Below are 23,178 nucleotides of genomic sequence, written 5' to 3' on the forward strand. Positions count from 1 at the left end.
CGGAGTAGCGGTGCTGGAAACAGCTCATTCAACGAACGATGGGAGAGTGCAACACATGCGATGGATTCTGTTCGGATTGTTTTCGGTTCTGCTGCTGGCCGGGTGTAAAGATCGCGTGATCTGGAACGACAATGGCCGGATCGATGAGGCGACAGAGAACCGCGACGTCTGGGACAGCAACGGCAAGATGAACTCTGGCGATCGCAGGATCTGGAATGACAGCAACGGGGAGCCCGTGGTCGAATAAAACGGCCATGATCCGCTTCCTTGCCATCCTGGCGCTGGCCCTTCTCGCCAGCGCTTGCCAGCCCTTTTCCGAGCCGGCGTCAATGCTCGATACCTATGTCGAGAGAGTGGCTCGTGTCCTGGACGTGAATCACGAGCTTCGCGACGTGCCCCCCGTGGCGCTCTTTCCCCGTCGGCGGACCAGACGGCTTGAGGTACCTGAGCTGGACATGGACATGCTCGACTTTCTGTCGCTCCACAGGTGCCGGTTGCAGGAAGTTGTCGGCGAGCGCAATTCCGGGTTGGGTCGGGTGATGCAGCCGGTGAATGTTCTTCGCTACGACGTACGATTTATTCGCGCGGCGGCCGACTGTCTGCCGAAGCTGGGGGATGATCCGGCGCTTGCCTCGCAGGTCCGTCAGGCCCGGAACGCGAAAATCGACGGGCTCTCGATTTCGACCTGGAATGCCATCTGGGGAACCGAAGCCATTGAGCCGTTGTTTACACGCACGCGCGGGCCGCTCCCGATTCAACCGGACCGGGAAGAGACGCGCAGACTGGTCGGCCATCTGGAACGTCTGCATCAGCAGCTTGACCGGCTTGCGTCCGGGCAATGGCAGGTCGATCTGACATTTCTCGGCGAGATGCAGCAACAGTGGCAGAACAGTCACCGGCTCGGCCAGCTGTTTCTGAGTGCCCGCCTATTGACGACGCGGCTTAACGAAGCGGCGGACCTTGTCGAGCAACGGCTGTCCGGGGCGCCTCTGTGTCTCAACAAAAAAACCAACCCTCAGGCCGATATTGTCCGCAAGATGTTTTTCTCGGTCTACGCAGAGAAGGTCCAGTCCTACATGGCGACGGTAGACCGGAATCGCCGGCAATTGCTGCCGCCGGTCAGGCGCCTGGCCGAGCGTCACGAGACTGTGATGCCGCATTCGCTACGTCCATATGTCGCCAGATATCTTGCCGAGTCGGGTAGTGACAGCCTCTGGCAGTCGCTCGACCGGGCCACAACGCGTCACACTCAGGTGTGGCAGGAACTACTCGCCCAGTGTGGCATGCGACCGGGAGGTTAGTGGTCAACGGGGTCATCGATCAGGAGACCCGAGCAGGCCGTTTAACGCTGACTGCCCGGCGTGACCCGCAGGATCTCCTCGATGGTCGTCTCTCCGGAGGCCACCTTCTGGGCGCCACTCAGGCGCAGCGAATGCATGCCGTCGCGGTAGGCTTCCACCCGGAGCTGGTCCAGGTCGCACTGATCGTCCACCTTCTCGCGCAGGCGCTCGGTGAGCTGGAGAATTTCGTAAACCCCGGCGCGGCCCATGTAGCCTGTGTTGCGGCACTCCAGACAGCCCACCGGCGCATGGACGCCTTCCGGGAGGGGCGCTTTCCAGGGTTTGGTGAGCTCTCTCCAGGCGGATTCGTCGATCGTGCTCTGCTGTTTGCAGTGGGGGCACAGGGTCCGTATGAGCCGCTGCGCCATGACACCGAGCACCGTCGCCCGGATAAGGTAGGGCGGGATGCCCAGTTCAATCAGCCGGGTAATGGCGCTGGGCGAATCGTTGGTGTGCAGTGTGGACAGGACCAGATGTCCGGTCAGGGCAGCCTGCACCGCCATCTCCGCCGTCTCCAGATCGCGGATTTCGCCCACCATGATGATGTCCGGATCCTGGCGCAGCAGGGCCCGGACGCCAGATGCAAAGGTCAGGTCGATGCCCTGTTGCACCTGCATCTGGTTGAACGATGGTTCCACCATTTCAATGGGATCTTCGATGGTGCAGATGTTGACCTCGGAAGTCACCAGCGATTTTAGCGTGGAATACAGTGTCGTGGTCTTGCCGGAGCCGGTTGGGCCGGTGACCAGGACGATGCCGTAAGGCTGTCGGGTCATGCGATCCCAGCGCTCGATGTCTTCCCGGCTGAACCCGAGTTGGTCGAAGGACTTCAGCAGCACGTCCGGGTCAAAGATCCGCATGACCATCTTTTCGCCGAAGGCCGTGGGCAGGGTGGCCAGGCGGAGTTCCACTTCCCGGTCATCGGGCTTGCGGGTCTTGATGCGGCCGTCCTGGGGCTTGCGGCGTTCGGCCACGTTGAGTCGCCCGAGGATCTTCAGGCGGCTCACGACCGCCGTGCCAACTTCGTCCGGAAATTCGTAGACGTTGTGCAGTACCCCGTCGATGCGGAACCGGACCTGGGCGATGTGGCGTCGCGGCTCGATGTGAATGTCGCTGGCGCGCTGATCGAACGCGTATTGCAGCAGCCAGTCGACAATCTTGACCACATGCTGGTCGTTGGCGTCGGGATTCTTGGCGTCGCCCAGATCCAGCAATTGCTCAAAGTTGTGGATGTTGCCGTTACCGGGCGCTTTGGGGTCGCTGGCCTTATGCACGGAATTGGCCAGTTGGTAGAACTCGACGGTGTAGCGTCGAAGGTCCTCGGGGTTGGCAACGACGCGACGGATGTCCTTTTTCAGTACATGGCGCAGATTGTCTTCCCAGTCCGCCTTGAACGGTTCCGCGCTGGCGATCACCACCTCGTCGGGACCGATCTCGACCGCCAGAATACCGTGACGCTGGGCGAAGGCGTAGGACATAACCCGGCAGATGGCCGGCACGTCGATCTTGAGCGGGTCGATGTGCACACTGTCCTGCCCCGCCCATTCGGCGAGCCATCGCGTCAGACGCTCCAGATCGAGCTTGCGACCGTCCCGGAGACTGTCAGGCTGGGCGATCGCCACCACTTCCAGCGGGTGACGTTCCCGACTCTCGGCGCCCAGGTTGGCAGCGAGAATCCGCTCGGCCTCCGCCTGATCGATTTCCTCACTGTCCACAAGAGCATTGCACACATCCCTGAGAGTGAGTGTATGGCGGGGTGGTGCGGCAAGAGCGGCGCGTGGCATGGGTCACTGACTCCGGGTTCGGCGATTCACTTTCAGGTGGATCATGGCCACGGAGAACAATAGCAGGGAGAGGGCGGCATTGATGACGGGGGCCACTTCTCCCTGGCTCAGCCACACGTCCACGGTGAACTGGGTAAAGTAGAAAATCAGAACGAAACTGAGCCAGATCAGCCCCCGGTTGTGTCCCTGGTAGACCGCCGGGATGAAGGGCAGCAGCGGCAGCAGCTTGACAGTCAGAATCAGGGCTAGCGACACATCCGCCTCTGGCCCCGGCCAGAAGCTGGTCACGATCAGCGATACGATCAGCGCCGCATACAGGCCCTGGCAGGCCATTCGGGTGCGCTGGGCATCGGGATGGTTGAGCATGGCGGTCATCCTGTCAGTCTGTGGTTGAGAGGCGGGTCGCCAGACTGGCGAGCCGTTCGCCGAGCCGCTGGCAGATGGCCTTTTCATCGTCGGTCACCGGGTGAGGCTGGTCGGTGCCGGCCCAGTGGCTTGGCCCGTACGGTGTGCCGCCGGCCTGGGTGCGCCCAAGGGCCGGTTCGGTGTAGGGGATGCCGGTTAGCAGCATGCCGTGGTGCATCAGCGGAACGGCCATGGTGAGCAGGGTTGCTTCCTGGCCGCCATGCAGGCTGCCCGTCGAGGTGAAAACGCCGGCCGGTTTATCGACGAGCGCGCCGTTCAGCCACAGGTCGCCGGTCTGGTCGAGGAAATGCTTGAGTGGCGCCGCCATGTTGCCGAACCGCGTCGCGCTTCCGAGTGCCAGACCGGCGCAGTGACGGAGATCGTCCACCGTGGCGTAGACCGCGCCTTCCTCCGGCACAGCGGGCACGGAGGCGTCGGTGTCCGGTGAGACAGGGGGCACGGTTCGCACACGTGCGGTGATACCGGTGACTCTGGCGACCCCCCGCGCGATCTGCATCGCCATGTCGGCGGTATGGCCACCACGGCTGTAGTACAGGACCAGAATGTACGGCGATTCATCGCTCATGCGGACTCCTGTGGAAATCGTTCATCGGTTCTGTCATCGTCCTCGCGTCAGTCGCCTGATCGGTGGAGTGACAGGCCCAGCGCAGTCTAACAGGAGCAACCCCGTTGAAGTACCTCGTAATCGCCGTCCTGACCGTCGTCACACTGTCCGGATGTCAGCGCGTGTCCATGGAGACCGCCGATGGAACATCGGCGCAGTGGTCGGATTATCGCGGTGACTGGGTGTTCGTAAACTACTGGGCGGAATGGTGCGAACCCTGCCGTGATGAGATCCCCGAGCTGAACGATCTGGATGACGATTCGAATGTGACGGTGCTCGGTGTGAATTACGATGGACTGACCGGCGGCGATCTCCAGGCGGCGATTGTCGACATGGGCATCCGCTACACTGTTGTCACGCCGGACCCCGGTCCCGCTCTGGGCTGGAAGTCACCGGTGGGCATGCCCGCCACCTTCGTCGTGTCGCCAGACGGCACACTGGTTGAGACCCGGTTTGGTGCTCAGACTGAAGAGGCCCTTCGGGCGATCATGAGTCGGTAGGCCGGGACGACGGTTTTGCCTTAGAATAACCGCTTCCGGTCCGGCAATCCGGCCGGAATTGATCCACCTCCCAGCACAACGGGTTCCGCTGCCATGTCGAGCCGCTTCGTTCACCTCCGTGTCCATTCAGAGTACTCCCTGTCCGATGGGCTGGTGCGGGTCAAACCCCTCATCAAACGCGTTGCTGAACTGGGAATGCCGGCCGTCGGACTGACCGAGCAGTCCAACATGTGTTCGCTGGTCCGTTTTTACAAAGCGGCCATGGAGGAGGGCGTCAAGCCGATCATCGGTGCGGACATCTGGCTTTCCAATCCGGAGGAACCCGAAAACCCGTTCCGCCTGACGCTGTTCGCCCGCAACCAGACCGGTTACCTCAACCTGACTGAAATCATTTCGCTGGGTTACACCGAGGGCCAGCACAACGGTGTGCCCATTATCGCGCCACAATGGATTGAGTCCCGTCGCGACGGCCTGCTGGCGCTGTCCGGCGCCAAGCTGGGAGACGTTGGCCGGGCACTGGTGGCCGGCAAGACCGAGCTGGCGCAGGAGCGTGCCGAGTACTGGCAGCGACTTTTCCCGGATGCCTACTATCTGGAGCTGCACCGCACCGGGCGCCCCAACGACGAGGAGTGCCTCCACGCCAGTGTTGAGCTGGCAGACACACTGGGGCTGCCGGTGGTGGCGACCAACGACGTGCACTTCATGGCTCCAGAGGATTTCGAGGCTCATGAGGCCCGGGTCTGCATCGGTGAGAGCCGGACGCTTGATGACCCGCGGCGGGAGCGGCGTTTCAGTGATCAGCAATACCTCCGCAGCCCGGAGGAGATGGAAGAACTGTTCGCGGACATCCCCGAGGCGATCGACAACACGATCGAAATCGCCCGGCGCTGCAGCGTCAAGGTTCGCATGGGCGAGTACTTCCTGCCGGACTATCCCATCCCTGAGGGGATGACCATGGACGAGTATTTCCGGAAAGTGTCTGAGGAGGGCCTGGAAGACCGACTGACCCGGATTCTCGACCCGGACCAGCCGGATTACCAGGAACAGCGGGAGCGCTATTTCAAGCGTCTGGACTTCGAGCTGAACATCATCATCCAGATGGGGTTCCCGGGCTACTTCCTGATCGTGATGGACTTCATCCAGTGGGCCAAGAATAACGGCATTCCGGTTGGTCCGGGCCGAGGCTCCGGCGCAGGTTCTCTGGTGGCGTACTCGCTGCTGATCACCGATCTCGATCCGCTTGGTTATGACCTGCTGTTCGAGCGCTTTCTGAATCCGGAACGGGTGTCCATGCCCGACTTTGATGTCGACTTCTGCATGGAAAACCGGGACCGGGTGATCGAGTATGTGGCTGAAAAATACGGCCGTAATGCGGTGTCCCAGATCATTACGTTCGGCACCATGGCCGCCAAGGCTGTCGTGCGTGACGTGGCGCGGGTGCAGGGCAAGTCCTACGGGCTGGCGGACAAGCTCTCGAAGATGATCCCGTTTGAACCGGGCATGACGCTGGACAAGGCCATTGAGGAAGAAGAGGCCATTGGCGAGTTCCTGGAGCAGGACGAGGAAGCCCAGGAAATCTGGGACATGGCCAAAAAGCTGGAAGGCGTCTGCCGGAATGCCGGTAAGCACGCCGGTGGCGTCGTCATTGCCCCGACCAAGATTACGGATTTCTCCGCACTGTATTGCGATGAGGAAGGCGGCAGTCCGGTCACCCAGTTCGACAAAGGCGATGTGGAAGACGCGGGCCTGGTGAAGTTTGACTTCCTGGGGCTGCGGACGCTGACCATCATCGACTGGGCGCTTCAGATGATCAATCCGCGTCTGGAAAAGCGCGGAGAGCCGCCGCTGGATATCAATCGCATCCCGCTTGATGACAAGCCGTCGTTTGAAATGCTTCGCAAGGCCGAGACGACGGCGGTGTTCCAGCTTGAATCCCGGGGGATGAAGGACCTGATCCGCCGTCTTCGCCCGGACACGCTTGAGGACATGATCGCCCTGGTCGCGCTGTTCCGTCCCGGTCCGCTCCAGTCCGGGATGGTGGATGACTTCATCGACCGGAAGCACGGCAAGCAGCCGGTGGCCTACCCGCATCCGGACTTCCAGTACGAGGGCCTCAAGCCGGTACTTGCGCCGACCTATGGCATCATCCTGTATCAGGAGCAGGTGATGCAGATTGCCCAGGTGATGGCCAACTTCAGCCTGGGTGGGGCCGACCTGCTGCGCCGTGCCATGGGTAAGAAGAAAATGGAGGAGATGGCCAAACAGAAGGTCAAATTCCTCGAAGGCTGTGACGAGAACGGCATCAGCCGTGAGTTGGGCGAGAACATTTTCGATCTGGTCGAGAAGTTCGCCGGCTACGGTTTCAATAAGTCGCACTCCGCCGCCTACGCCCTGGTGTCGTACCAGACGCTGTGGCTGAAGGCGCACTACACCGCCGAGTTCATGGCGGCCACGCTGACGGCGGACATGCAGAACACCGACAAGGTGGTGACGCTGATCGAGGAGTGCCGCAACCTCGAACTGGATATCGTGCTGCCCGATGTCAGCCGGTCTGAGTACTCTTTTACCGTCGACGACGACGGCCGCGTGGTCTACGGGCTTGGCGCCATCAAGGGCCTGGGTGAAGGACCGATCCAGAGCATTGTCGAAAACCGCGACGAGGGGCCCTATCAGGATCTGTTTGATTTCTGTCGCCGGGTGGATCTCAAGCGGGTCAACAAGCGCGCCATTGAGGCGCTGATCCGGGCCGGTGCGCTGGACCGGCTGGGTCCGGGGCGCGCCCAGATGATGGCGAGCATCGATAAGGCCATTCAGCAGGCCGAGCAGCAGTCCCGTAATGAGTCTGTCGGTATGATGGACATGTTCGGCGAAGCGCTGGACGGATCAGAAGGCGATCCGTTTGAAGCGGTGGCCGGCATGCGCGACTGGCCGGAAAAGGAACGGCTGAAGGCCGAAAAGGACACCCTCGGGTTGTATCTGACGGGTCATCCATTTGACGAATACGAGCACGAGGTGCGCCGGTTTGCGCGACAGTCGATTGCCGACCTCAAGGCGGGACGCTCGCCGCAGCGGGTGGCGGGTCTGGTGGTGGCCATGCGCACGATGAAGAACCGTCGGGGGCAGACCATGGCCTTTGTGACGCTGGACGACCGGTCCGCACGCATCGAGGCCACGCTGTTCTCCGAGACCTGGCACGAAGCGCGGGACCTGCTCCAGTCCGATGAGGTCGTCGTGGTCGATGGTGTGGTGAGCTTCGATGACTATTCCGGGACCCTGAAAATGCGGGCCAACGCCGTCATGGACGTCCCTACTGCCCGTCGCCAGTTCAGCCGGGGATTGCGTGTCTCGCTGGAGTCGGGGCAGCTTGCCAATGGTCTGCTCGATCGCCTCGATGAAACACTGGCGCCGCACCGTGGCGAAGGCTGCCCGGTCTGGATTGATTATTGCGGCGATCAGGCCCGAACGCGGATCGAACTGGGTGAAAACTGGCGTGTCCGTCCGGATGACAATTTGCTGCTAAACTTACGTCACCTGATTGGCGACTCGGCGGTGGAACTCGTGTACGACTGATATCGGTCATACCAAGGTCCGGTTCCGCGGCCCGGTCTTGATTGATAGGCTCCACCCAAATGAACGATGGCGCCGGGATGGCGTCGCACTGGTAAAGATGGAAGGTCATGAATCCCAATTACCTGGATTTTGAACAGCCCATCGCCGACCTGGAAGCGAAGATCGAAGAACTGCGGCTGGTTGGTAATGACAGCGATATCAACATCACTGAAGAAATCAGCCGGCTGCGGAACAAGAGCGTCAGTCTGACCGAAAGCATTTTTTCCGAACTGACGCCCTGGGATATCACCCGTCTGGCGCGTCACCCCCGTCGGCCCTACCTGCTGGATTATATCGAGCGCGTCTTCGATGATTTTGACGAACTGCATGGTGATCGCGCCTTTGCGGATGACCCGGCGATCGTCGGGGGGACGGCGCGTCTCGATGGCCAGCCTGTCATGGTGATCGGCCACCAGAAAGGCCGGGAGGTGCGCGACAAGGTGCGCCGCAATTTCGGCATGCCGCGCCCGGAAGGCTACCGTAAGGCGTTGCGCCTGATGGAGCTGGCGGAGCGTTTCCGGATGCCGATCCTGACGTTCATCGACACGCCGGGGGCCTATCCCGGCATCGGCGCCGAAGAACGGGGTCAGAGTGAAGCCATCGCCCGTAATCTGGCCACCATGTCGCGGCTCAAAACGCCGGTCATTTCCACTGTTATCGGCGAGGGCGGTTCCGGCGGAGCCCTGGCCATTGGTGTCTGCGACCGGCTGTACATGCTTCAGTATTCCACCTATTCGGTGATCTCCCCGGAGGGCTGCGCGTCCATCCTGTGGAAGAGCGCGGAATACGCCTCACAGGCCGCCGCTGCTATGGGGGTCACGGCCGACCGGCTTCATAGTCTCGGGCTTGCCGATGTGGTGATTCCCGAGCCGCTGGGCGGCGCCCATCGGGATGCGGATGCCATGGCGGAATCGCTCCGGGCCCAGCTCCGCCAGGGGCTCGACGAACTGGGCGAACTGACCATCGACGATCTGCGTCAACAGCGGTACGAGCGACTGACCGCCTATGACACCGGCCGGTAGACGCCGGCCCCCTCTCTCCCCATGGCCTGAAGCGCTGCAACGGGCCATGGAGACCCTGCCGCATTACGGCCGTCTCTGGATCGCCCTCAGCGGCGGCCTTGATTCGGTCGTGCTGATGCAGGCGGTGCATGCCGTTGCGCTCGACCGCCCCGGCCTCGGGGTGCGAGCCATTCACGTCAACCATCAGCTTCAGCCCGCCGCAGGCGATATGGAGGCGTTCTGTCGCCGGCTGTGTGCACGCCTGGGCATAGCGCTTTCCGTTCAGCGGGTCCGGGTCACGGAGTCGGGCGGTGGCATGGAAGGCAACGCCCGCCGCGCCCGATACCAGGTGTTCACGTCACTGATGGGCGAGGGCGATGTGTTGCTGATGGCTCACCACCGGGATGATCAGGCCGAAACGGCACTGTTCCGGATGATGCGAGGCAGCGGCGGTACCGGGCCGGCCGGCATGCCATCCCGGCGCGCCCTGGGACGCGGAACCCTGTGCCGGCCCCTGATGACCCTCTCCCGGGCCCAGCTCGAGGCATGGGGTGAGGCCTGGGGGGTTGAGTGGGTGGACGATCCCACCAACAGCGACACGAGTCTCGACCGCAACTTCCTCCGACACCGTGTGCTGCCGCTGATGGAGCAGCGTTGGCCGACGGTTCGGGAGAACCTTGCCCGGCTGGCGGACCAGACTGTCGAGTCCGACGCGCTGCTTGGCCGGCTGGGGGCGATTCAACGCGCGGCAGTGGAGGATGACCACGGCCGGCTGTCGGTCGCCGCCCTGGCGGCGTTGTCGCGGCCCGAGCAGAAAAACCTGCTACGCTGGTGGATGATTGAACAGGGCGTCGCGCCGCCGCCACCGGATCAACTGGAGCAGGGGCTCGCTGATCTGACCACCGCTGCGGGCGATCGCCAGCCTTTGCTGGTTGGGGACGGGTACGCCGTCCGGCGTTTTCGGGGCTGGCTGTACTGGGTTGCCGACAGGCTCCAGCCACCGGGCCATGCGGTGCAGTGGCAGACGCAGCGCACGTTGCCCTGGGGTGACGGCCAATTGCGATTTGAACCCGGTCCGGATAAGGACTTTCCGGTCTTGACGGTCCGGCGCCGACAGCCCGGAGAGCGCTTCCGACCACAACCGGGCGGGCCCAGCCGCTCCGTGAAGAAGTGGCTTCAGGAGCAGGCAATCCCGCCGTGGGAGCGCGCGATCCTGCCGTTTGTCGAGGAGGAGAATACACTGATTGCCATCGGCGATCTCTGGCAGTTGGCCGACGCGTCGGAGCGCGTCTCCCGCGGCGGCTGGCGGATTATCTGGGATCGGAGCTGTCGTTGAGAAGGCGGGGGGGTTCTGGTACTCTGGCGCCCCGTCTCGAGATGATAATCTCCCCCCTTCACCGAATCAGTTGAACCATACGGATACTGCATGACGCGTTATATTTTCGTCACCGGCGGTGTTGTGTCCTCGTTGGGCAAAGGAATCGCTTCCGCTTCACTGGCGGCGATTCTTGAGGCGCGCGGGCTCAAGGTCACCATCCTCAAGCTGGACCCCTACATCAACGTGGACCCGGGCACCATGAGCCCGTTTCAGCACGGCGAAGTGTTTGTCACCGACGACGGCGCTGAGACCGATCTGGACCTGGGCCACTATGAGCGGTTTATCCGCACCACCATGACCCGCCGCAACAACTTCACCACCGGGCGCGTCTATGAAGAGGTCATCCGCAAGGAGCGTCGCGGTGACTATCTGGGCGGCACCGTCCAGGTAATCCCCCACATCACGGATGAAATCAAACGTCGCGTTGTTGAAGGCGCGGCCGGGGCGGACGTCGCGCTGGTGGAAATTGGTGGCACGGTGGGTGATATTGAATCCCTGCCGTTTCTGGAAGCGACCCGTCAGCTTAAGGTGGAAGTGGGACCCAAGCGGGGACTGTTTATGCACCTGACCCTGGTCCCGTACATCGCGACAGCCGGTGAAGTGAAGACCAAGCCCACACAGCATTCGGTGAAGGAAATGCGCTCCATCGGCCTGCAGCCGGATATTCTGCTGTGCCGCTCCGAACATGAAGTAGACGCCAGCTCGCGGCGCAAGATTGCGCTGTTCACCAACGTGGAAGAGCAGGCAGTGATTCCGCTGGAAGATGCGCGCTCGATTTATGACATCCCACGCATGCTTCACGGGTTCGGCCTGGACGAGCTGATCATCGACCGCTTCAACCTGGAAACGAACCCGGCTGACCTCTCCGAGTGGAACGCCGTCGTTGAAGCGCAGCTCAACCCCGATCATGAAGTGACCGTGGCCATGGTCGGCAAGTATATGGAACTGCTCGACGCCTACAAATCTCTGATTGAATCCCTGCTGCATGCCGGCATCAAGACCCGCACCAAGGTCAACATCCGTTACGTGGACTCGGAGGATGTCGAACAGGAGGGGACCGGCGCTCTGTCCGACGTGGACGCCATTCTGGTCCCGGGCGGGTTTGGCGAGCGTGGAGTGGAAGGCAAGATCGAAACCGTTCGATACGCCCGAGAAAATCACATTCCGTACCTGGGCATCTGCCTGGGCATGCAGGTGGCCGTGATCGAATTTGCGCGGAATGTCGCTGGACTCAGTGACGCGCATAGCACCGAATTCCGTCACCAGACCACCACGCCGGTTGTCGGGCTGATCACCGAATGGCTGGATTCGAGCGGCGAGCGCGAGCTGCGTACGGAAGATGCCGACCTGGGGGGCACCATGCGCCTGGGCGCACAGGACTGCGTCCTGAATGACGAGTCCACCATCGCCCGTTGTTATGGTCGGAAGGTCATCCGCGAGCGTCACCGGCACCGGTATGAGGTCAACAACCATTTCGTACCGAATCTGGAAGAGGCCGGCCTGCGGGTGGCAGGACGCTCCTCGGACGGGGCGCTGGTCGAAGTGGTGGAAGTGGCCGACCACCCCTGGTTCGTGGCGTGCCAGTTTCATCCCGAGTTCACGTCCACGCCCCGGGATGGGCATGCCCTGTTCAAGGGGTTTGTGGAGGCCGCTCTGGACCGTCACAAGAGCCAGTGATCGATGGCGCCGGCCGGAGTAATATCCGGCCGGCGTTTTAGTTGGACCCCACGAAGGGATGCACGACGCGATGACACAGAACAGCCTGACCCTGTCGGATTTTACTCTGTCCAACCAGCACCCGTTCGTGCTGTTTGGCGGCATGAACGTGCTTGAGTCCCGGGAGCTGGCGCTTGAAGTGGCCGACACCTATGCCGAGGTCACCCGGCGCCTGGGTATCCCGTATGTCTTCAAGGCGTCGTTCGACAAAGCCAACCGCTCATCGATTCATTCCTTCCGCGGGCCGGGGCTGGAAGCCGGTCTCGATATTCTGCGGGAAATTCGTGAGCGTCATAATGTGCCGATCCTGACGGATGTTCACGAGCCCGATCAGGCGGAAGCGGCCGCCGAGGTCTGTGACGTGATCCAGCTGCCGGCGTTTCTCAGCCGTCAGACTGATCTCGTGGCGGCGATGGCGCGCACCGGCGCCATCATCAACATCAAAAAAGCCCAGTTCCTGGCGCCCCGGGAAATGGAGCACATCATCAACAAGTGCGGCGAAGCCGGGAATGACCGGGTCATCCTCTGCGAGCGCGGAACCAGTTTCGGTTACAACAATCTCGTGGTGGACATGCTCGGATTTGGCATCATGAAGTCGATGGGGTGTCCGGTGTTGTTCGACGTCACCCACGCGCTTCAGATGCCGGGCGGCCGGGCCGATTCGGCCGGCGGCCGACGGGCTCAGGTCACGGACCTGGCGCTCGCGGGAATGTCGCAGGGATTGGCCGGTCTGTTCCTGGAAGCGCACCCCGAGCCTGAGAAGGCCAAATGCGATGGGCCCTGTGCCCTGCGGCTGAGTCAGCTCGAACCGTTCCTCAGGCAGGTCAAAGCCGTTGACGATCTGGTGAAACGTTTTGAGCCACTGGACACCGCGTGAGGCGTCCGGCGGCACCGATTGAATCATTGAACACTGAATAGTCTGGAGACATCGACCATGAGCAAGATCGCGGACATCCGAGCCCGTGAAATCCTGGATTCCCGGGGCAACCCGACCGTGGAAGCCGACGTGCTGCTGGATTCCGGCATTCTGGGCCGGGCCTGCGCCCCGTCCGGCGCCTCCACCGGTACCCTTGAGGCACTGGAGCTGCGGGACAAGGACGCCAACCGGTATCTCGGCAAGGGCGTGACCAACGCCGTGGAAGCGGTGAATGCCCGAATTCGCGACGTGCTCAAGGGGCGTGACGCGGCCGATCAGAAAGGCCTCGACAGGGCCATGATCGACCTGGATGGCACCGACAACAAGGCCAATCTCGGCGCCAACGCCATTCTTGCGGTCTCACTGGCCGCGGCCAAGGCGGCGGCTCAGGACAAGGGCGTTGCGCTCTACCAGCACATTGCCGAACTCAATGGTCGTGACGGCCAGTACGCCATGCCCGTTCCCATGATGAACATCCTCAACGGGGGCGAGCACGCGGACAACAACGTTGATATCCAGGAGTTCATGATCCAGCCGGTCGGCGCACCGACGTTCACCGACGCGTTGCGCATGGGCGCGGAAGTCTTTCATGCCTTGAAGAAAGTGCTCAAGGGCAAGGGGCTGAACACGGCGGTGGGCGACGAAGGGGGCTTCGCGCCGGACCTGCCGTCCAACGAGGCGGCCTTGACGGTCATCAAGGATGCCGTCGAGCAGGCCGGCTACGAGCTGGGCAAAGACATCACCCTGGCACTGGACTGTGCCTCCTCCGAATTCTATCGCGACGGCCAGTACGATCTCTCCGGTGAGGGCAAGCAGTACTCTGCCGCCGATTTCGCGGATTACCTCGCCGGCCTGTGTGACCGTTTTCCGATTGTTTCCATCGAAGACGGTATGGACGAGAACGACTGGGACGGATGGAAAGTGCTGACCGAGCGGCTGGGTGATCGTGTTCAGCTGGTTGGCGACGACCTGTTCGTGACCAATACCAACATTCTGCAGAAAGGCATCGACCAGTCGATTGCCAACTCCATTCTGATCAAGTTCAATCAGATTGGCAGCCTGACCGAGACGCTGGACGCGATCCGAATGGCTCAGGACGCCGGCTACACAGCGGTGATCTCTCACCGTTCGGGTGAGACTGAGGACACGACGATCGCTGATCTGGCCGTGGCTACCAACGCCGGGCAGATCAAGACCGGCTCGCTGTGCCGCTCCGATCGCGTGGCGAAGTACAACCAGCTCCTGCGGATCGAGGAAGCGCTGGGCGATCAGGCCATTTATCGCGGCCGGTCAGAGATCAAGGGCCAATCGTAATCGCACACAGAACGCCGCTGGTCTATGCTGGACGGGCGGCGTTCTGTGCACGACTTGTGTTAGGCGGAATCAATGAAAGTCTTGTGGGCTGTCATGGCAGTACTCATCGTCCTCCTCCAGGTCCGCCTGTGGGTGGGAGAGGGAAGCTATGCCCATGCCTGGCAGCTCCAGGACAAGATTGATGACCAGAAAGCGGAAAACCGCCAATTGGCACATCGCAACGAACAACTCTACGCCGAAGTGCGCAACCTCCGTCACGGCGACGGCGCCATCGAAGGCCGGGCCCGTACGGAACTCGGCCTGATTCGTGAGGATGAGACCTTCTTTCTCGTCGTCGAACCCTGACTGACCCTATCGTCATGCCCGATCCTTTGCGTTATTGGCTGGTGATCCCGGCGGCCGGCGCTGGCCGTCGAATGGGGGCTGAGCAGCCGAAACAGTACCTTCCCCTCGGTCACCGCCGGCTCCTGGACGTCACTCTCCAGCGATTGCTCGATGCGTTCGCGTTCGAAGGCTGCATGGTGGCCCTGGACGCCGATGACCGGTGGTGGTCCCAGTGCGACAGTGCCGCGGATGAGCGCGTCGCGACCTGTGTCGGGGGTGTCGAGCGCGCCGACTCCGTGCTGGCCGCCCTGGATGCGCTGGCCGATTGGGCACGGCCGGATGACTGGGTGCTGGTTCACGATGTCGCACGCCCCTGCCTGGCGCGGGGGGATCTGGAACGACTGATCTCGACGCTGGGCCCCGGCACCGATGGTGGGCTGCTGGCCGTGCCGGTGAGTGACACGGTCAAACAGGCGTTACCGGGCGGCGAACGCGTGTCGCAGACAATGGACCGCTCCACCCTCTGGCGCGCCATGACGCCCCAGCAATTTCGGTATCAGCCCCTTCAGGCGGCGCTGAGAGGCGCCCTGAGAGGGCGCGCGCCGGTTACGGATGAGTCCTCCGCGATGGAGGCGGCGGGCTATCAGCCCCGGTTGATTCCCGGTCGGTCGGACAATCTCAAAGTGACGGTTCCGGAGGATCTCGCGCTGGCGGAGTGGCTGCTGACACGTCTGGAAGCACAAGAGGAGACAGACCGTTGAGAATAGGCCAGGGCTATGATGTTCACGCTTTTGAGTCGGGCGATGGTCTGCCGGTGGGCGGCGTTTGGCTCCCACACGATCAGGGGGTCAGTGCCCATTCGGATGGCGATGTGCTGCTGCATGCCATCAGCGATGCGCTGCTCGGAGCAGCGGCATTGGGCGATATCGGCCACTTCTTCCCGGATACGGATTCCGCATGGTCGGGTGCAGACAGTCGTGCGCTGTTGCGCGAGGTCGTGGGCGCCGTCCGTCAGGCGGGCTACCGGCCGGTGAATATCGACAGTACGATCATTGCCGAACGTCCTAAAATGGCTCCTTATCTGGGCGCCATGCGTCAGAACATTGCTGAGGATCTGGGGATGGCGATGGATGCCGTCAGCGTCAAAGCGACGACGACGGAAAAACTGGGCTTCACCGGCCGGCGCGAGGGCATTGCGGCCCAGGCCGTCTGCCTCATCGACCGGCGTGAACCGTGAGCCGCTGGACGCTCGACTGGCCGACAGCCGCCGGTCCCCGTCTTGGCCAGGCGATCATCCGCCGCTCGCCCGCGGACTTTTTCGTTGATGAGACGCTCGTAATGCCCCTGTCAGGCGAGGGAGAGCATCTCTGTGTCCGTCTGGAGAAAACCGGCGATAATACCCGTTATGTGGCCGGCGGCCTCGCCCGAATCGCCGGTTGCCGGACCGGCGACATCGGGTACTGTGGTCTCAAGGATCGCTGGGCGGTGACGCGACAGTGGTTCAGCATTCCATGGCCTGCCCGCTCGGACAGCGAGCCGCTGATCCGGGCGATCAAATCGGAATGGTCGGTGCTGGATGTCGCGCGACATGAGCGCAAGCTGCGTCGGGGTGACCACGCCGACAACCATTTCCGCCTGGTACTCCGGGATGTTTCCGCGCCAGTCAGCGACATCGACGCCCGGCTGGACACGCTTGCCCGTCAGGGCTGTCCCAATTATTTCGGCGCCCAGCGCTTTGGTCACGATGGTGGCAACCTTGATGAGGCCATGGCCGAAGCCGGTCGCCGACCCCGAAAGGGCGGGTTATACCGATCGGCGGCGCGGGCGTGGCTGTTCAATGCGGTTCTGGCGGCCCGGGTGCGGGCGGGCAATTGGCGTGACCGGCTCCCGGGCGAACCGGATGATCATGGGGTGACCGGCCCGCTCTGGGGCGATGGGGGCACGAACGCCACGGGTGAGCAGGCCTCACTGGAAACCGCGGTGGTAGCAGAGTGCCCGGAGCTGGCTGCGGTGTTCGCGACGTCCCGAATGCCGCCCGAACGACGGCGTTTGGTTCTTCTCCTGCCCGATCTCACCTGGGAGTGGCCAGCACAGGACACTTTGTCACTGTCGTTCTCGCTGCCGCCCGGGGCCTTCGCCACGTCGGTGCTGGCGGAGTTGCTGGCCGTCGCCACCGACGACAAACCGGCGGCATGAACATGATAAGATTCGGCGTTGACGACATGAATCAGGGAGTTAAAGGTGCGGATTCTTCTAGCGAATGACGACGGTGTGCATTCTCCGGGACTGGTCGCGCTGCACGAGGCGCTGGCGGATCTGGGGCGGATTCGGGTGGTCGCCCCGGACCGTGATCACAGTGGCGCCAGTAACTCCCTGACCCTGAACCGGCCCCTGACCGTGGAGGAGCACCCAGGGGGCTTTCTGTCCGTGGATGGCACCCCCACCGACTGCGTCCACCTGGCGGTGAATGGTCTGTTTGATGAGCCGTTTGACCGGGTCATCTCCGGCATTAACACGCATGCCAATCTGGGCGATGATGTCATCTACTCCGGAACGGTCGCCGCGGCAACCGAGGGGCGCACCCTGGGGCTGCCGGCTATTGCGGTCTCGCTGGCCAACGAAGGCCACTACCATTACGAAACCGCCGCCAGGGCGATCCGCGAACTCGTTCAGCACGGTGACGGACTGTCACTGGGGCCGCGTTGCCTGCTGAATGTCAATGTACCGGATCGGCCCTGGGGTGAGATCGAGGGCTTCCGGGTCACCCGTCTCGGCCACCGTGAGCGGGGCGAATCAGTGATTCCGGTGACCTGCCCGCGGGGCCGGCAGCGGTACTGGATTGGCTCGGCGGGTGAAGGGGATGACGCCGGTGAGGGGACGGACTTTCACGCCGTTCGCCATGGGTTTGTCTCGGTGACCCCGGTGCAGGTGGACATGACGCGTCACGAAGCGCTCGACTCCCTGCGCGGCTGGCTGGAGGGGGTGGGTGGATGATGGCAGAGCTGGAAGGCATTGGCATGACATCGCGGCGTACCCGCATGCGTCTGGTCAATCGCTTGCGGGACCATGGTATCCAGGACGAAGACGTGCTGCGCCAGATCGGGGAGATCCCCCGGCACATCTTTCTTGATGAGGCGCTGTCCCATCGTGCCTACGAGGATACGGCCCTCCCGATCGGGCACCAGCAAACCCTGTCCCAGCCCTACGTCGTGGCGCGCATGACGGAAGTTCTGATGGCGCACCAACCGTCGCGGGTGCTGGAGATCGGGACCGGTTCCGGGTATCAGACAGCGGTTCTCGCTCGACTCGTCGATGAGGTGTTCAGTGTGGAGCGCATCAAGCCACTGCAGGACCGGGCGCGGGATCGGCTGCGTCGCCTGCGCCTCTACAACACGACCCTCCGGTTGGCCGGTGACACCATGGGCTGGCCCGATCAGGGCCCCTTCGATGGCATTATCGTGACCGCCGCACCCGGTGGCATGCCGGATGATCTGCTGTCCCAGCTTGCGGATGGTGGTGTCATGGTCATTCCGGTCGGGGAAGAGACCCAGATGCTGACCTGCGTCGTCCGACATGGTGACGAGTTCGAGACGACCGACATTGAGCCGGTCCGGTTCGTTCCTCTTCTGGGTGGAGTGGTGCGATGAGCGAACCGGCCGGCGCCCCCCAGCGCCTGCTTGGAGTCGCACTTCGTGGGATGGCCATGGGGGCGGCCGACGTGGTTCCCGGTGTCTCGGGCGGCACCATTGCATTTATTACCGGTATCTACCAACGCCTTCTGGATGCGCTCGGAAATGCACCGACGCGCCTCTGGAGAGCGATCCGACAGCGCCAGGTCTCCGGTTTGTGGCAGTCACTGGACGGCGCCTTTCTGGCGACCCTGCTGAGCGGCATCCTGTTCAGCGTCATGACGCTGGCGGGTGTCATCCAGCATGCCCTCGAGACCTGGCCCATCCCCGTATGGAGCTTTTTCTTCGGTCTGATTCTCGCGTCAGCCTGGCATATCGGCCGGGATGTGGGGCGATGGCGGGGAGACCGTGTGGCTCTGTTGCTGGCTGGTGCGGCCTTGGCCTGGTGGGTCACGGGGCTCACCCCCGGGCAGGCGCCGGTGAACACCATGACGTTGTTTGGTGCAGGCGCGCTGGCAATCAGTGCCATGATCCTGCCTGGCATCTCCGGCAGCTTTGTTCTTCTGCTCTTGGGAATGTATACACCCGTTCTTTCGGCAATTGACGGGCTCGCCGTGTCGGATCTGGCCGTGTTTGCGCTGGGCTGCGGGGCCGGCCTGCTGGCATTTGCCCGTGTGCTATCGTCATTAATGCATCGGTTCCCGGATCGGATGTTGGCACTGCTGACGGGCGTGATGCTGGGCGCCCTCAATGCCGTCTGGCCCTGGAAGCAGACGATCAGTTGGCGGCTTGATCGTGACGGTGAGCGGGTGCCTCTGGTGCAGGAAAACCTGATGCCGGGCGATTTCGGGGCAGTGACGGGGGAGCCGGTTTTTCTCAAAACTGCCTTGATGGCTGTCCTGATCGGGGTGATACTCGTTTTCGCGGTGGATGGTTACAGGGCCTTCCGTCAGTGTAAAAAGCGCGCGCTGTCATGAAGTTAGCGTCTTGCAGGTGTTACCGGTAATGTTCCTGTCGGTAACAAACGCCCGTATTACGTAACCTTAACCTGTACAAAAAATACGCAATTATTCAGGCAGTTAGCTGGCGTTCTTTAGGCAAATCCCGATACACAAAGACTATTTAATCATAAGAAAATATCGAATTATGCCGGAGAGGTTTAAAAATCGGGCCCGTTGCCGGGTCGGTCGTCCGGCCTTCCCGCGACTCACGATCGTCACGTTGCGCTTTTTGATGGGGTGCCTGTTTTGCCTGCCTGTCATTCTCACCGGCTGTAATACCACGGCGATATATCAGGATGATCGTTACAACCCACCCGTCTACTGGGGGCGCCATGTGGTTCAGCAGGGCGAAACGCTCTACAGCATATCGATGCGTTATGGTAGGGATTACAGGGAGTTAGGTGATGCCAACGGCCTCTCGCCGCCCTACCATCTGGACGTTGGGCAGGTGATTCGGCTCGATGTCCGTGGCGAGATTCCCGATCATTCCACCACCGCATCCCGATCGGCGACGGCTCCGAAACCGTCGCCATCCCCCGAGCCCGATGAGACGTCGGTCGCTTCTTCACCCTCCAGCCCATCACCGTCGCCAACCCCGTCACAGTCCGGTGGGGCCATTGACTGGCGGTGGCCCGGTTCTGGCACTGTGCTTGCAGGGTACAGCACATCCGGAAAAGTCAATAAAGGGATTGATCTGGACGGACAGGCCGGAGACCCGGTCCGGGCCGCCGCACACGGTAAGGTCGTGTACGCCGGCAACGGCCTGCTCGGATACGGTAACCTGATCATCATCAATCACAACGAGCGTTACCTCAGTGCCTACGCGCACAATCGAGCCATGCTGGTGAAAGAAGGAGAGGATGTCGCTGCCGGTCAGACAATTGCCGAGATGGGCAGCAGCGGGACGAGCCGTACGAAACTGCACTTTGAGATTCGTAAGAACGGTGAGCCTGTCAATCCGCTGGGTTACCTCCCGGAGAGATAGACAACTGCCCGAGACGCAGTACGGATAATAAAAAACACCGTCAAAAGAAAAACAATCGCCTGAAAACGAGCAGTCAACAACCTGACAACCGAAACCGGAAAAGAACAGACGCTCATCCGGGCCGTCCGGTCAATGAGCACATAAAGACAGGTAAAAGCGGGGCCAGAGTTATGTCAGCAGACCGTGAAGAAATGATCGTCGATCGGGTTGCGGATATCGAAGCATCGGAAGAAGAAGCGCTGGAAGAGGGACTGGAGGAAAAAAGCACGGAAACCACGCAGAGCGAAACCCAGACCAGTCAATCGGTCAGCAATGGGACACGCTATTATTCCAATCACCGCCAGCTGGACGCCACCCAGCTCTACCTCAATGAAATCGGTTTCTCGCCACTGCTCACGCCGGACGAGGAAAAGCATTTCGCCCGCCTCGCGCGCAAGGGCGATGAGTCCGGCCGGCGCCGGATGATCGAGAGCAACCTGCGACTCGTGGTCAAGATCGCCCGGCGATACGTTAATCGCGGCCTGACACTGCTCGATCTGATTGAGGAGGGTAACCTCGGCCTCATTCGGGCTGTCGAGAAATTCGATCCGGAGCGGGGTTTCCGCTTCTCGACCTACGCCACCTGGTGGATTCGTCAGACGATTGAGCGGGCGATCATGAATCAGACCCGAACGATCCGTCTGCCAATTCATGTCGTCAAGGAACTCAATCTGTACCTTCGTGCAGCCCGGGAGCTGACGCAGAAGCTGGACCATGAGCCCAGCGCTGAAGAAATCGCAGAGGTGGTGGACAAACCAGTCCGGGACGTCAAACGAATGCTGGGGCTGAACGAGCGTGTCGCGTCTGTGGATACGCCGATTGGCAACAGCGGTGAGAAGTCCCTGCTGGATACGGTCGCGGACGAATCCGCGTCGGACCCGATGGACCAGCTCCAGGACACCAACATGCGGGGCTGCATCGAGCGCTGGATGGACCAGCTCAGCGACAAGCAGCAGGAAGTGTTGGCCCGTCGGTTTGGCCTGCGTGGATGCCAGACCAGCACACTCGAAGAGGTGGGCCAGGAGATTGGCCTGACACGGGAGCGGGTCCGCCAGATTCAGGTGGAGGCTTTGCGCCGCCTTCGGGAGATTCTGGAAAAGGAGGGGCTGTCCGGTGCAACGCTCTTCAAGTGACCGCCGGAAGAGCAATCCACTGAAAACCGGCTCCCTTCGGAGCCGGTTTTTTTATGAGTCGTCGCGAATAACCAAAACCTGTAGCCAATGTCTCCGACGTCGGAGTCATCCGCAAAACGACCGCGCTTGCTGACAAAGTCCCGTCAATGGGCGGCTGGGTTTACGTCGGCCCTCGTCATTCCAGTCAGCCCCTAAACAGTGTCCCTCTGTTAGACTGTTGTTTTCAATCGTAATTCAGAGGACTTGTCGAGATGAAATCTGTCGCCGTCGCCATCATGCTCACGCTCTCACTGATCCCGCCGCTCCAGGCCCGGACGGTGGAGGGGGTGGAGATGCCGGAGTCGGTGACGGTGGACGATCAGTCTCTGGTGCTGAATGGGGCGGGCGTCCGCTCCAAGTGGTTCCTGAATCTCTATGTCGGCGGTCTCTACCTGCCTGAGCCGAGCGAGGACGCCCGCCAGGTGATCCAGTCCGGGCAGCCACAGATGATCCGCCTGCATATCATTTCCGACATGATCACCAGCGAGCGCATGCGTGAGGCCACCATTGAGGGGTTCCGGGCCTCAACGGACGGCCATCTGGAACGCGTCCAGCCCAAGCTGGATCAGTTCCTGAGGATGTTCGATGAGTCCATTCAGGAAGGGGACGTGTTCGACCTCAAGGCCATTCCCGGCCAGGGGATCGTCGGGTACAAGAATGGCGAGAAGCTCCACGCGATCGACGGACACACCTTCAAGGAGCAGGTGTTCGGCATCTGGCTCTCGGACGAACCGGCACAGGCGTCTCTCAGGGAAGCCATGTTGGGCATGGACGACTGAACCCCGTTCACGTCACTTCGAGGTAATCCCGCTTGTCGCGGAATTCGCAGAGGTCTTCAATGATGCAGGCCCCGCAACGGGGCTTGCGAGCGGTGCAGGTGTAGCGCCCATGGAGAATGAGCCAGTGGTGGGCGTCCTGAAGATAGGCCTTTGGCACCAGCCGCAGTAGTTTTTTCTCCACATCCAGCACCGTTTTCCCTGGCGCGATACCGGTTCGGTTAGAGACCCGGTAGATGTGGGTATCGACAGCCATGGTGGGCTGACCGAAGGCGGTATTCAGTACCACGTTGGCGGTCTTTCGCCCAACACCGGGGAGAGCCTCCAGCGCCTTTCGGGTGCCGGGTACCTCGCCACCGTGCCGCTCGACGAGCGCCGCGCAGGTTTTCATGATGTTGGCGGCCTTGCTGTTATACAGACCGATGGTTTTGATGTAGTGCTTGAGCCCGTCCTCGCCCAGATCCAGGATCGCCTGTGGGGTATTGGCGACCGGGAAGAGCTTCGCGGTGGCCTTGTTCACTCCCACGTCTGTGGCCTGGGCCGAGAGGATGACCGCCACCAGCAGCTCGAACGGCGTATCGTAGGCCAGCTCCGTGGTGGGCTTGGGGTTGTCCGCCTTCAGTCGTTCAAAAATCTCGATGCGTTTGTCGCGGTTCATGAGTGT

23 protein-coding genes are annotated in these 23,178 nt (G+C 61.9%); 19 read left to right on the top strand and 4 right to left on the bottom strand.

The window, feature by feature from the left end:
* Positions 1-55 precede the first annotated feature (55 nt).
* On the top strand, positions 56-247 hold the full coding sequence (locus C8D92_RS15095; protein WP_116919881.1) for a hypothetical protein: 192 nt from the start codon (positions 56-58) through the stop codon (positions 245-247).
* Positions 216-1,301 (top strand): DUF3080 domain-containing protein, encoded by a 1,086-nt coding sequence (locus tag C8D92_RS15100; protein WP_243402476.1) that lies wholly within the window; start codon positions 216-218, stop codon positions 1,299-1,301. The genes C8D92_RS15095 and C8D92_RS15100 overlap by 32 nt, the downstream gene beginning before the upstream one ends.
* A 41-nt stretch (positions 1,302-1,342) precedes the next feature.
* Here the strand turns inward: C8D92_RS15100 and tfpB are convergent, their stop codons facing one another.
* From tfpB to wrbA, 3 genes are read right to left on the bottom strand one after another with little or no spacing between them, the layout of a single operon-like run.
* Complete coding sequence (tfpB, locus tag C8D92_RS15105) at positions 1,343-3,124, bottom strand: type IV pilus assembly ATPase TfpB (protein WP_116919883.1); 1,782 nt, start codon at positions 3,122-3,124, stop codon at positions 1,343-1,345.
* Positions 3,125-3,127: 3 nt separating this feature from the next.
* On the bottom strand, positions 3,128-3,490 hold the full coding sequence (locus C8D92_RS15110; protein WP_116919884.1) for a DUF2069 domain-containing protein: 363 nt from the start codon (positions 3,488-3,490) through the stop codon (positions 3,128-3,130).
* A 13-nt stretch (positions 3,491-3,503) separates the two neighbouring features.
* Complete coding sequence (wrbA, locus tag C8D92_RS15115) at positions 3,504-4,115, bottom strand: NAD(P)H:quinone oxidoreductase (RefSeq protein WP_116919885.1); 612 nt, start codon at positions 4,113-4,115, stop codon at positions 3,504-3,506.
* A 104-nt stretch (positions 4,116-4,219) separates the two neighbouring features.
* On the opposite strand from wrbA, the gene C8D92_RS15120 reads away from it, so the two are divergent.
* The 17 genes from C8D92_RS15120 (at position 4,220) to C8D92_RS15200 (ending at position 22,517) form a co-directional block, all read left to right on the top strand.
* Positions 4,220-4,654 (top strand): TlpA family protein disulfide reductase, encoded by a 435-nt coding sequence (locus C8D92_RS15120; protein ID WP_243402477.1) that lies wholly within the window; start codon positions 4,220-4,222, stop codon positions 4,652-4,654.
* Between the two features lie 93 nt (positions 4,655-4,747).
* Positions 4,748-8,224, top strand: coding sequence for a DNA polymerase III subunit alpha (gene dnaE, locus C8D92_RS15125; protein WP_116919886.1), 3,477 nt, complete (start codon positions 4,748-4,750; stop codon positions 8,222-8,224).
* Positions 8,225-8,331: 107 nt separating this feature from the next.
* Positions 8,332-9,285 carry an acetyl-CoA carboxylase carboxyl transferase subunit alpha gene (gene accA / locus C8D92_RS15130; RefSeq protein WP_116919887.1) on the top strand — a complete coding sequence of 318 codons (954 nt, stop codon included), beginning with the start codon at positions 8,332-8,334 and terminating at the stop codon, positions 9,283-9,285.
* A 46-nt stretch (positions 9,286-9,331) separates the two neighbouring features.
* Positions 9,332-10,600 (top strand): tRNA lysidine(34) synthetase TilS, encoded by a 1,269-nt coding sequence (gene tilS / locus C8D92_RS15135; RefSeq protein WP_165819293.1) that lies wholly within the window; start codon positions 9,332-9,334, stop codon positions 10,598-10,600.
* 90 nt (positions 10,601-10,690) lie between these two features.
* Positions 10,691-12,319, top strand: coding sequence for a CTP synthase (locus C8D92_RS15140; RefSeq protein WP_116919889.1), 1,629 nt, complete (start codon positions 10,691-10,693; stop codon positions 12,317-12,319).
* A 70-nt stretch (positions 12,320-12,389) separates the two neighbouring features.
* A complete protein-coding gene (gene kdsA / locus C8D92_RS15145; RefSeq protein ID WP_116919890.1) occupies positions 12,390-13,235 on the top strand; it encodes a 3-deoxy-8-phosphooctulonate synthase in 846 nt (281 codons plus the stop codon).
* A gap of 57 nt (positions 13,236-13,292) precedes the next feature.
* Positions 13,293-14,588: a phosphopyruvate hydratase gene (gene eno, locus C8D92_RS15150; RefSeq protein WP_116919891.1), complete on the top strand. Its 1,296-nt coding sequence runs from the start codon at positions 13,293-13,295 to the stop codon at positions 14,586-14,588.
* 72 nt (positions 14,589-14,660) lie between these two features.
* The gene (gene ftsB / locus C8D92_RS15155; RefSeq protein WP_116919892.1) at positions 14,661-14,933 is read left to right on the top strand and encodes a cell division protein FtsB; all 273 of its coding nucleotides are present in this window, start codon (positions 14,661-14,663) and stop codon (positions 14,931-14,933) included.
* A 14-nt stretch (positions 14,934-14,947) separates the two neighbouring features.
* Positions 14,948-15,673 carry a 2-C-methyl-D-erythritol 4-phosphate cytidylyltransferase gene (gene ispD / locus C8D92_RS15160; RefSeq protein WP_116919893.1) on the top strand — a complete coding sequence of 242 codons (726 nt, stop codon included), beginning with the start codon at positions 14,948-14,950 and terminating at the stop codon, positions 15,671-15,673.
* Positions 15,670-16,149, top strand: coding sequence for a 2-C-methyl-D-erythritol 2,4-cyclodiphosphate synthase (gene ispF / locus C8D92_RS15165; RefSeq protein WP_116919894.1), 480 nt, complete (start codon positions 15,670-15,672; stop codon positions 16,147-16,149). The genes ispD and ispF overlap by 4 nt, the downstream gene beginning before the upstream one ends.
* Positions 16,146-17,108: a tRNA pseudouridine(13) synthase TruD gene (gene truD / locus C8D92_RS15170; RefSeq protein ID WP_116919895.1), complete on the top strand. Its 963-nt coding sequence runs from the start codon at positions 16,146-16,148 to the stop codon at positions 17,106-17,108. Before ispF ends, truD begins: the two co-directional genes overlap by 4 nt.
* A 45-nt stretch (positions 17,109-17,153) precedes the next feature.
* A complete protein-coding gene (surE, locus tag C8D92_RS15175) occupies positions 17,154-17,906 on the top strand; it encodes a 5'/3'-nucleotidase SurE (protein WP_116919896.1) in 753 nt (250 codons plus the stop codon).
* Positions 17,903-18,559 (top strand): protein-L-isoaspartate(D-aspartate) O-methyltransferase, encoded by a 657-nt coding sequence (locus tag C8D92_RS15180; protein ID WP_116919897.1) that lies wholly within the window; start codon positions 17,903-17,905, stop codon positions 18,557-18,559. The genes surE and C8D92_RS15180 overlap by 4 nt, the downstream gene beginning before the upstream one ends.
* The gene (locus tag C8D92_RS15185; protein WP_243402478.1) at positions 18,556-19,518 is read left to right on the top strand and encodes a DUF368 domain-containing protein; all 963 of its coding nucleotides are present in this window, start codon (positions 18,556-18,558) and stop codon (positions 19,516-19,518) included. Before C8D92_RS15180 ends, C8D92_RS15185 begins: the two co-directional genes overlap by 4 nt.
* 256 nt (positions 19,519-19,774) lie before the next feature.
* Positions 19,775-20,527, top strand: coding sequence for a peptidoglycan DD-metalloendopeptidase family protein (locus C8D92_RS15190; protein ID WP_207775198.1), 753 nt, complete (start codon positions 19,775-19,777; stop codon positions 20,525-20,527).
* 191 nt (positions 20,528-20,718) lie between these two features.
* On the top strand, positions 20,719-21,699 hold the full coding sequence (gene rpoS, locus C8D92_RS15195; RefSeq protein WP_423837084.1) for an RNA polymerase sigma factor RpoS: 981 nt from the start codon (positions 20,719-20,721) through the stop codon (positions 21,697-21,699).
* Between the two features lie 251 nt (positions 21,700-21,950).
* Entirely contained in the window at positions 21,951-22,517 is a 567-nt protein-coding gene (locus tag C8D92_RS15200) for a chalcone isomerase family protein (RefSeq protein WP_116919900.1), read from the top strand.
* A gap of 7 nt (positions 22,518-22,524) precedes the next feature.
* Here the strand turns inward: C8D92_RS15200 and nth are convergent, their stop codons facing one another.
* A complete protein-coding gene (gene nth, locus C8D92_RS15205; RefSeq protein WP_116919901.1) occupies positions 22,525-23,172 on the bottom strand; it encodes an endonuclease III in 648 nt (215 codons plus the stop codon).
* Between the last annotated feature and the right edge of the window lie 6 nt (positions 23,173-23,178).

The sequence above is a fragment of the Tamilnaduibacter salinus genome (assembly GCF_003096655.1).
Classification (GTDB): Bacteria; Pseudomonadota; Gammaproteobacteria; order Pseudomonadales; family Oleiphilaceae; genus Tamilnaduibacter; species Tamilnaduibacter salinus.

Excerpts from the sequence above, each read along its gene's own strand:
- C8D92_RS15100 (WP_243402476.1), top strand. The coding sequence starts at position 216 with ATGACAGCAACGGGGAGCCCGTGGTCGAATAAAACGGCCATGATCCGC.
- C8D92_RS15180 (WP_116919897.1), top strand. The coding sequence starts at position 17,903 with ATGATGGCAGAGCTGGAAGGCATTGGCATGACATCGCGGCGTACCCGC.
- C8D92_RS15200 (WP_116919900.1), top strand. The coding sequence starts at position 21,951 with ATGAAATCTGTCGCCGTCGCCATCATGCTCACGCTCTCACTGATCCCG.
- nth (WP_116919901.1), bottom strand. The coding sequence starts at position 23,172 with ATGAACCGCGACAAACGCATCGAGATTTTTGAACGACTGAAGGCGGAC.
- wrbA (WP_116919885.1), bottom strand. The coding sequence starts at position 4,115 with ATGAGCGATGAATCGCCGTACATTCTGGTCCTGTACTACAGCCGTGGT.
- kdsA (WP_116919890.1), top strand. The coding sequence starts at position 12,390 with ATGACACAGAACAGCCTGACCCTGTCGGATTTTACTCTGTCCAACCAG.
- tfpB (WP_116919883.1), bottom strand. The coding sequence starts at position 3,124 with ATGCCACGCGCCGCTCTTGCCGCACCACCCCGCCATACACTCACTCTC.
- C8D92_RS15095 (WP_116919881.1), top strand. The coding sequence starts at position 56 with ATGCGATGGATTCTGTTCGGATTGTTTTCGGTTCTGCTGCTGGCCGGG.
- tilS (WP_165819293.1), top strand. The coding sequence starts at position 9,332 with ATGGAGACCCTGCCGCATTACGGCCGTCTCTGGATCGCCCTCAGCGGC.
- C8D92_RS15110 (WP_116919884.1), bottom strand. The coding sequence starts at position 3,490 with ATGCTCAACCATCCCGATGCCCAGCGCACCCGAATGGCCTGCCAGGGC.
- C8D92_RS15185 (WP_243402478.1), top strand. The coding sequence starts at position 18,556 with ATGAGCGAACCGGCCGGCGCCCCCCAGCGCCTGCTTGGAGTCGCACTT.
- ftsB (WP_116919892.1), top strand. The coding sequence starts at position 14,661 with ATGAAAGTCTTGTGGGCTGTCATGGCAGTACTCATCGTCCTCCTCCAG.
- dnaE (WP_116919886.1), top strand. The coding sequence starts at position 4,748 with ATGTCGAGCCGCTTCGTTCACCTCCGTGTCCATTCAGAGTACTCCCTG.
- rpoS (WP_423837084.1), top strand. The coding sequence starts at position 20,719 with ATGATCGTCGATCGGGTTGCGGATATCGAAGCATCGGAAGAAGAAGCG.
- C8D92_RS15140 (WP_116919889.1), top strand. The coding sequence starts at position 10,691 with ATGACGCGTTATATTTTCGTCACCGGCGGTGTTGTGTCCTCGTTGGGC.
- eno (WP_116919891.1), top strand. The coding sequence starts at position 13,293 with ATGAGCAAGATCGCGGACATCCGAGCCCGTGAAATCCTGGATTCCCGG.
- accA (WP_116919887.1), top strand. The coding sequence starts at position 8,332 with ATGAATCCCAATTACCTGGATTTTGAACAGCCCATCGCCGACCTGGAA.
- ispD (WP_116919893.1), top strand. The coding sequence starts at position 14,948 with ATGCCCGATCCTTTGCGTTATTGGCTGGTGATCCCGGCGGCCGGCGCT.
- C8D92_RS15190 (WP_207775198.1), top strand. The coding sequence starts at position 19,775 with ATGGGGTGCCTGTTTTGCCTGCCTGTCATTCTCACCGGCTGTAATACC.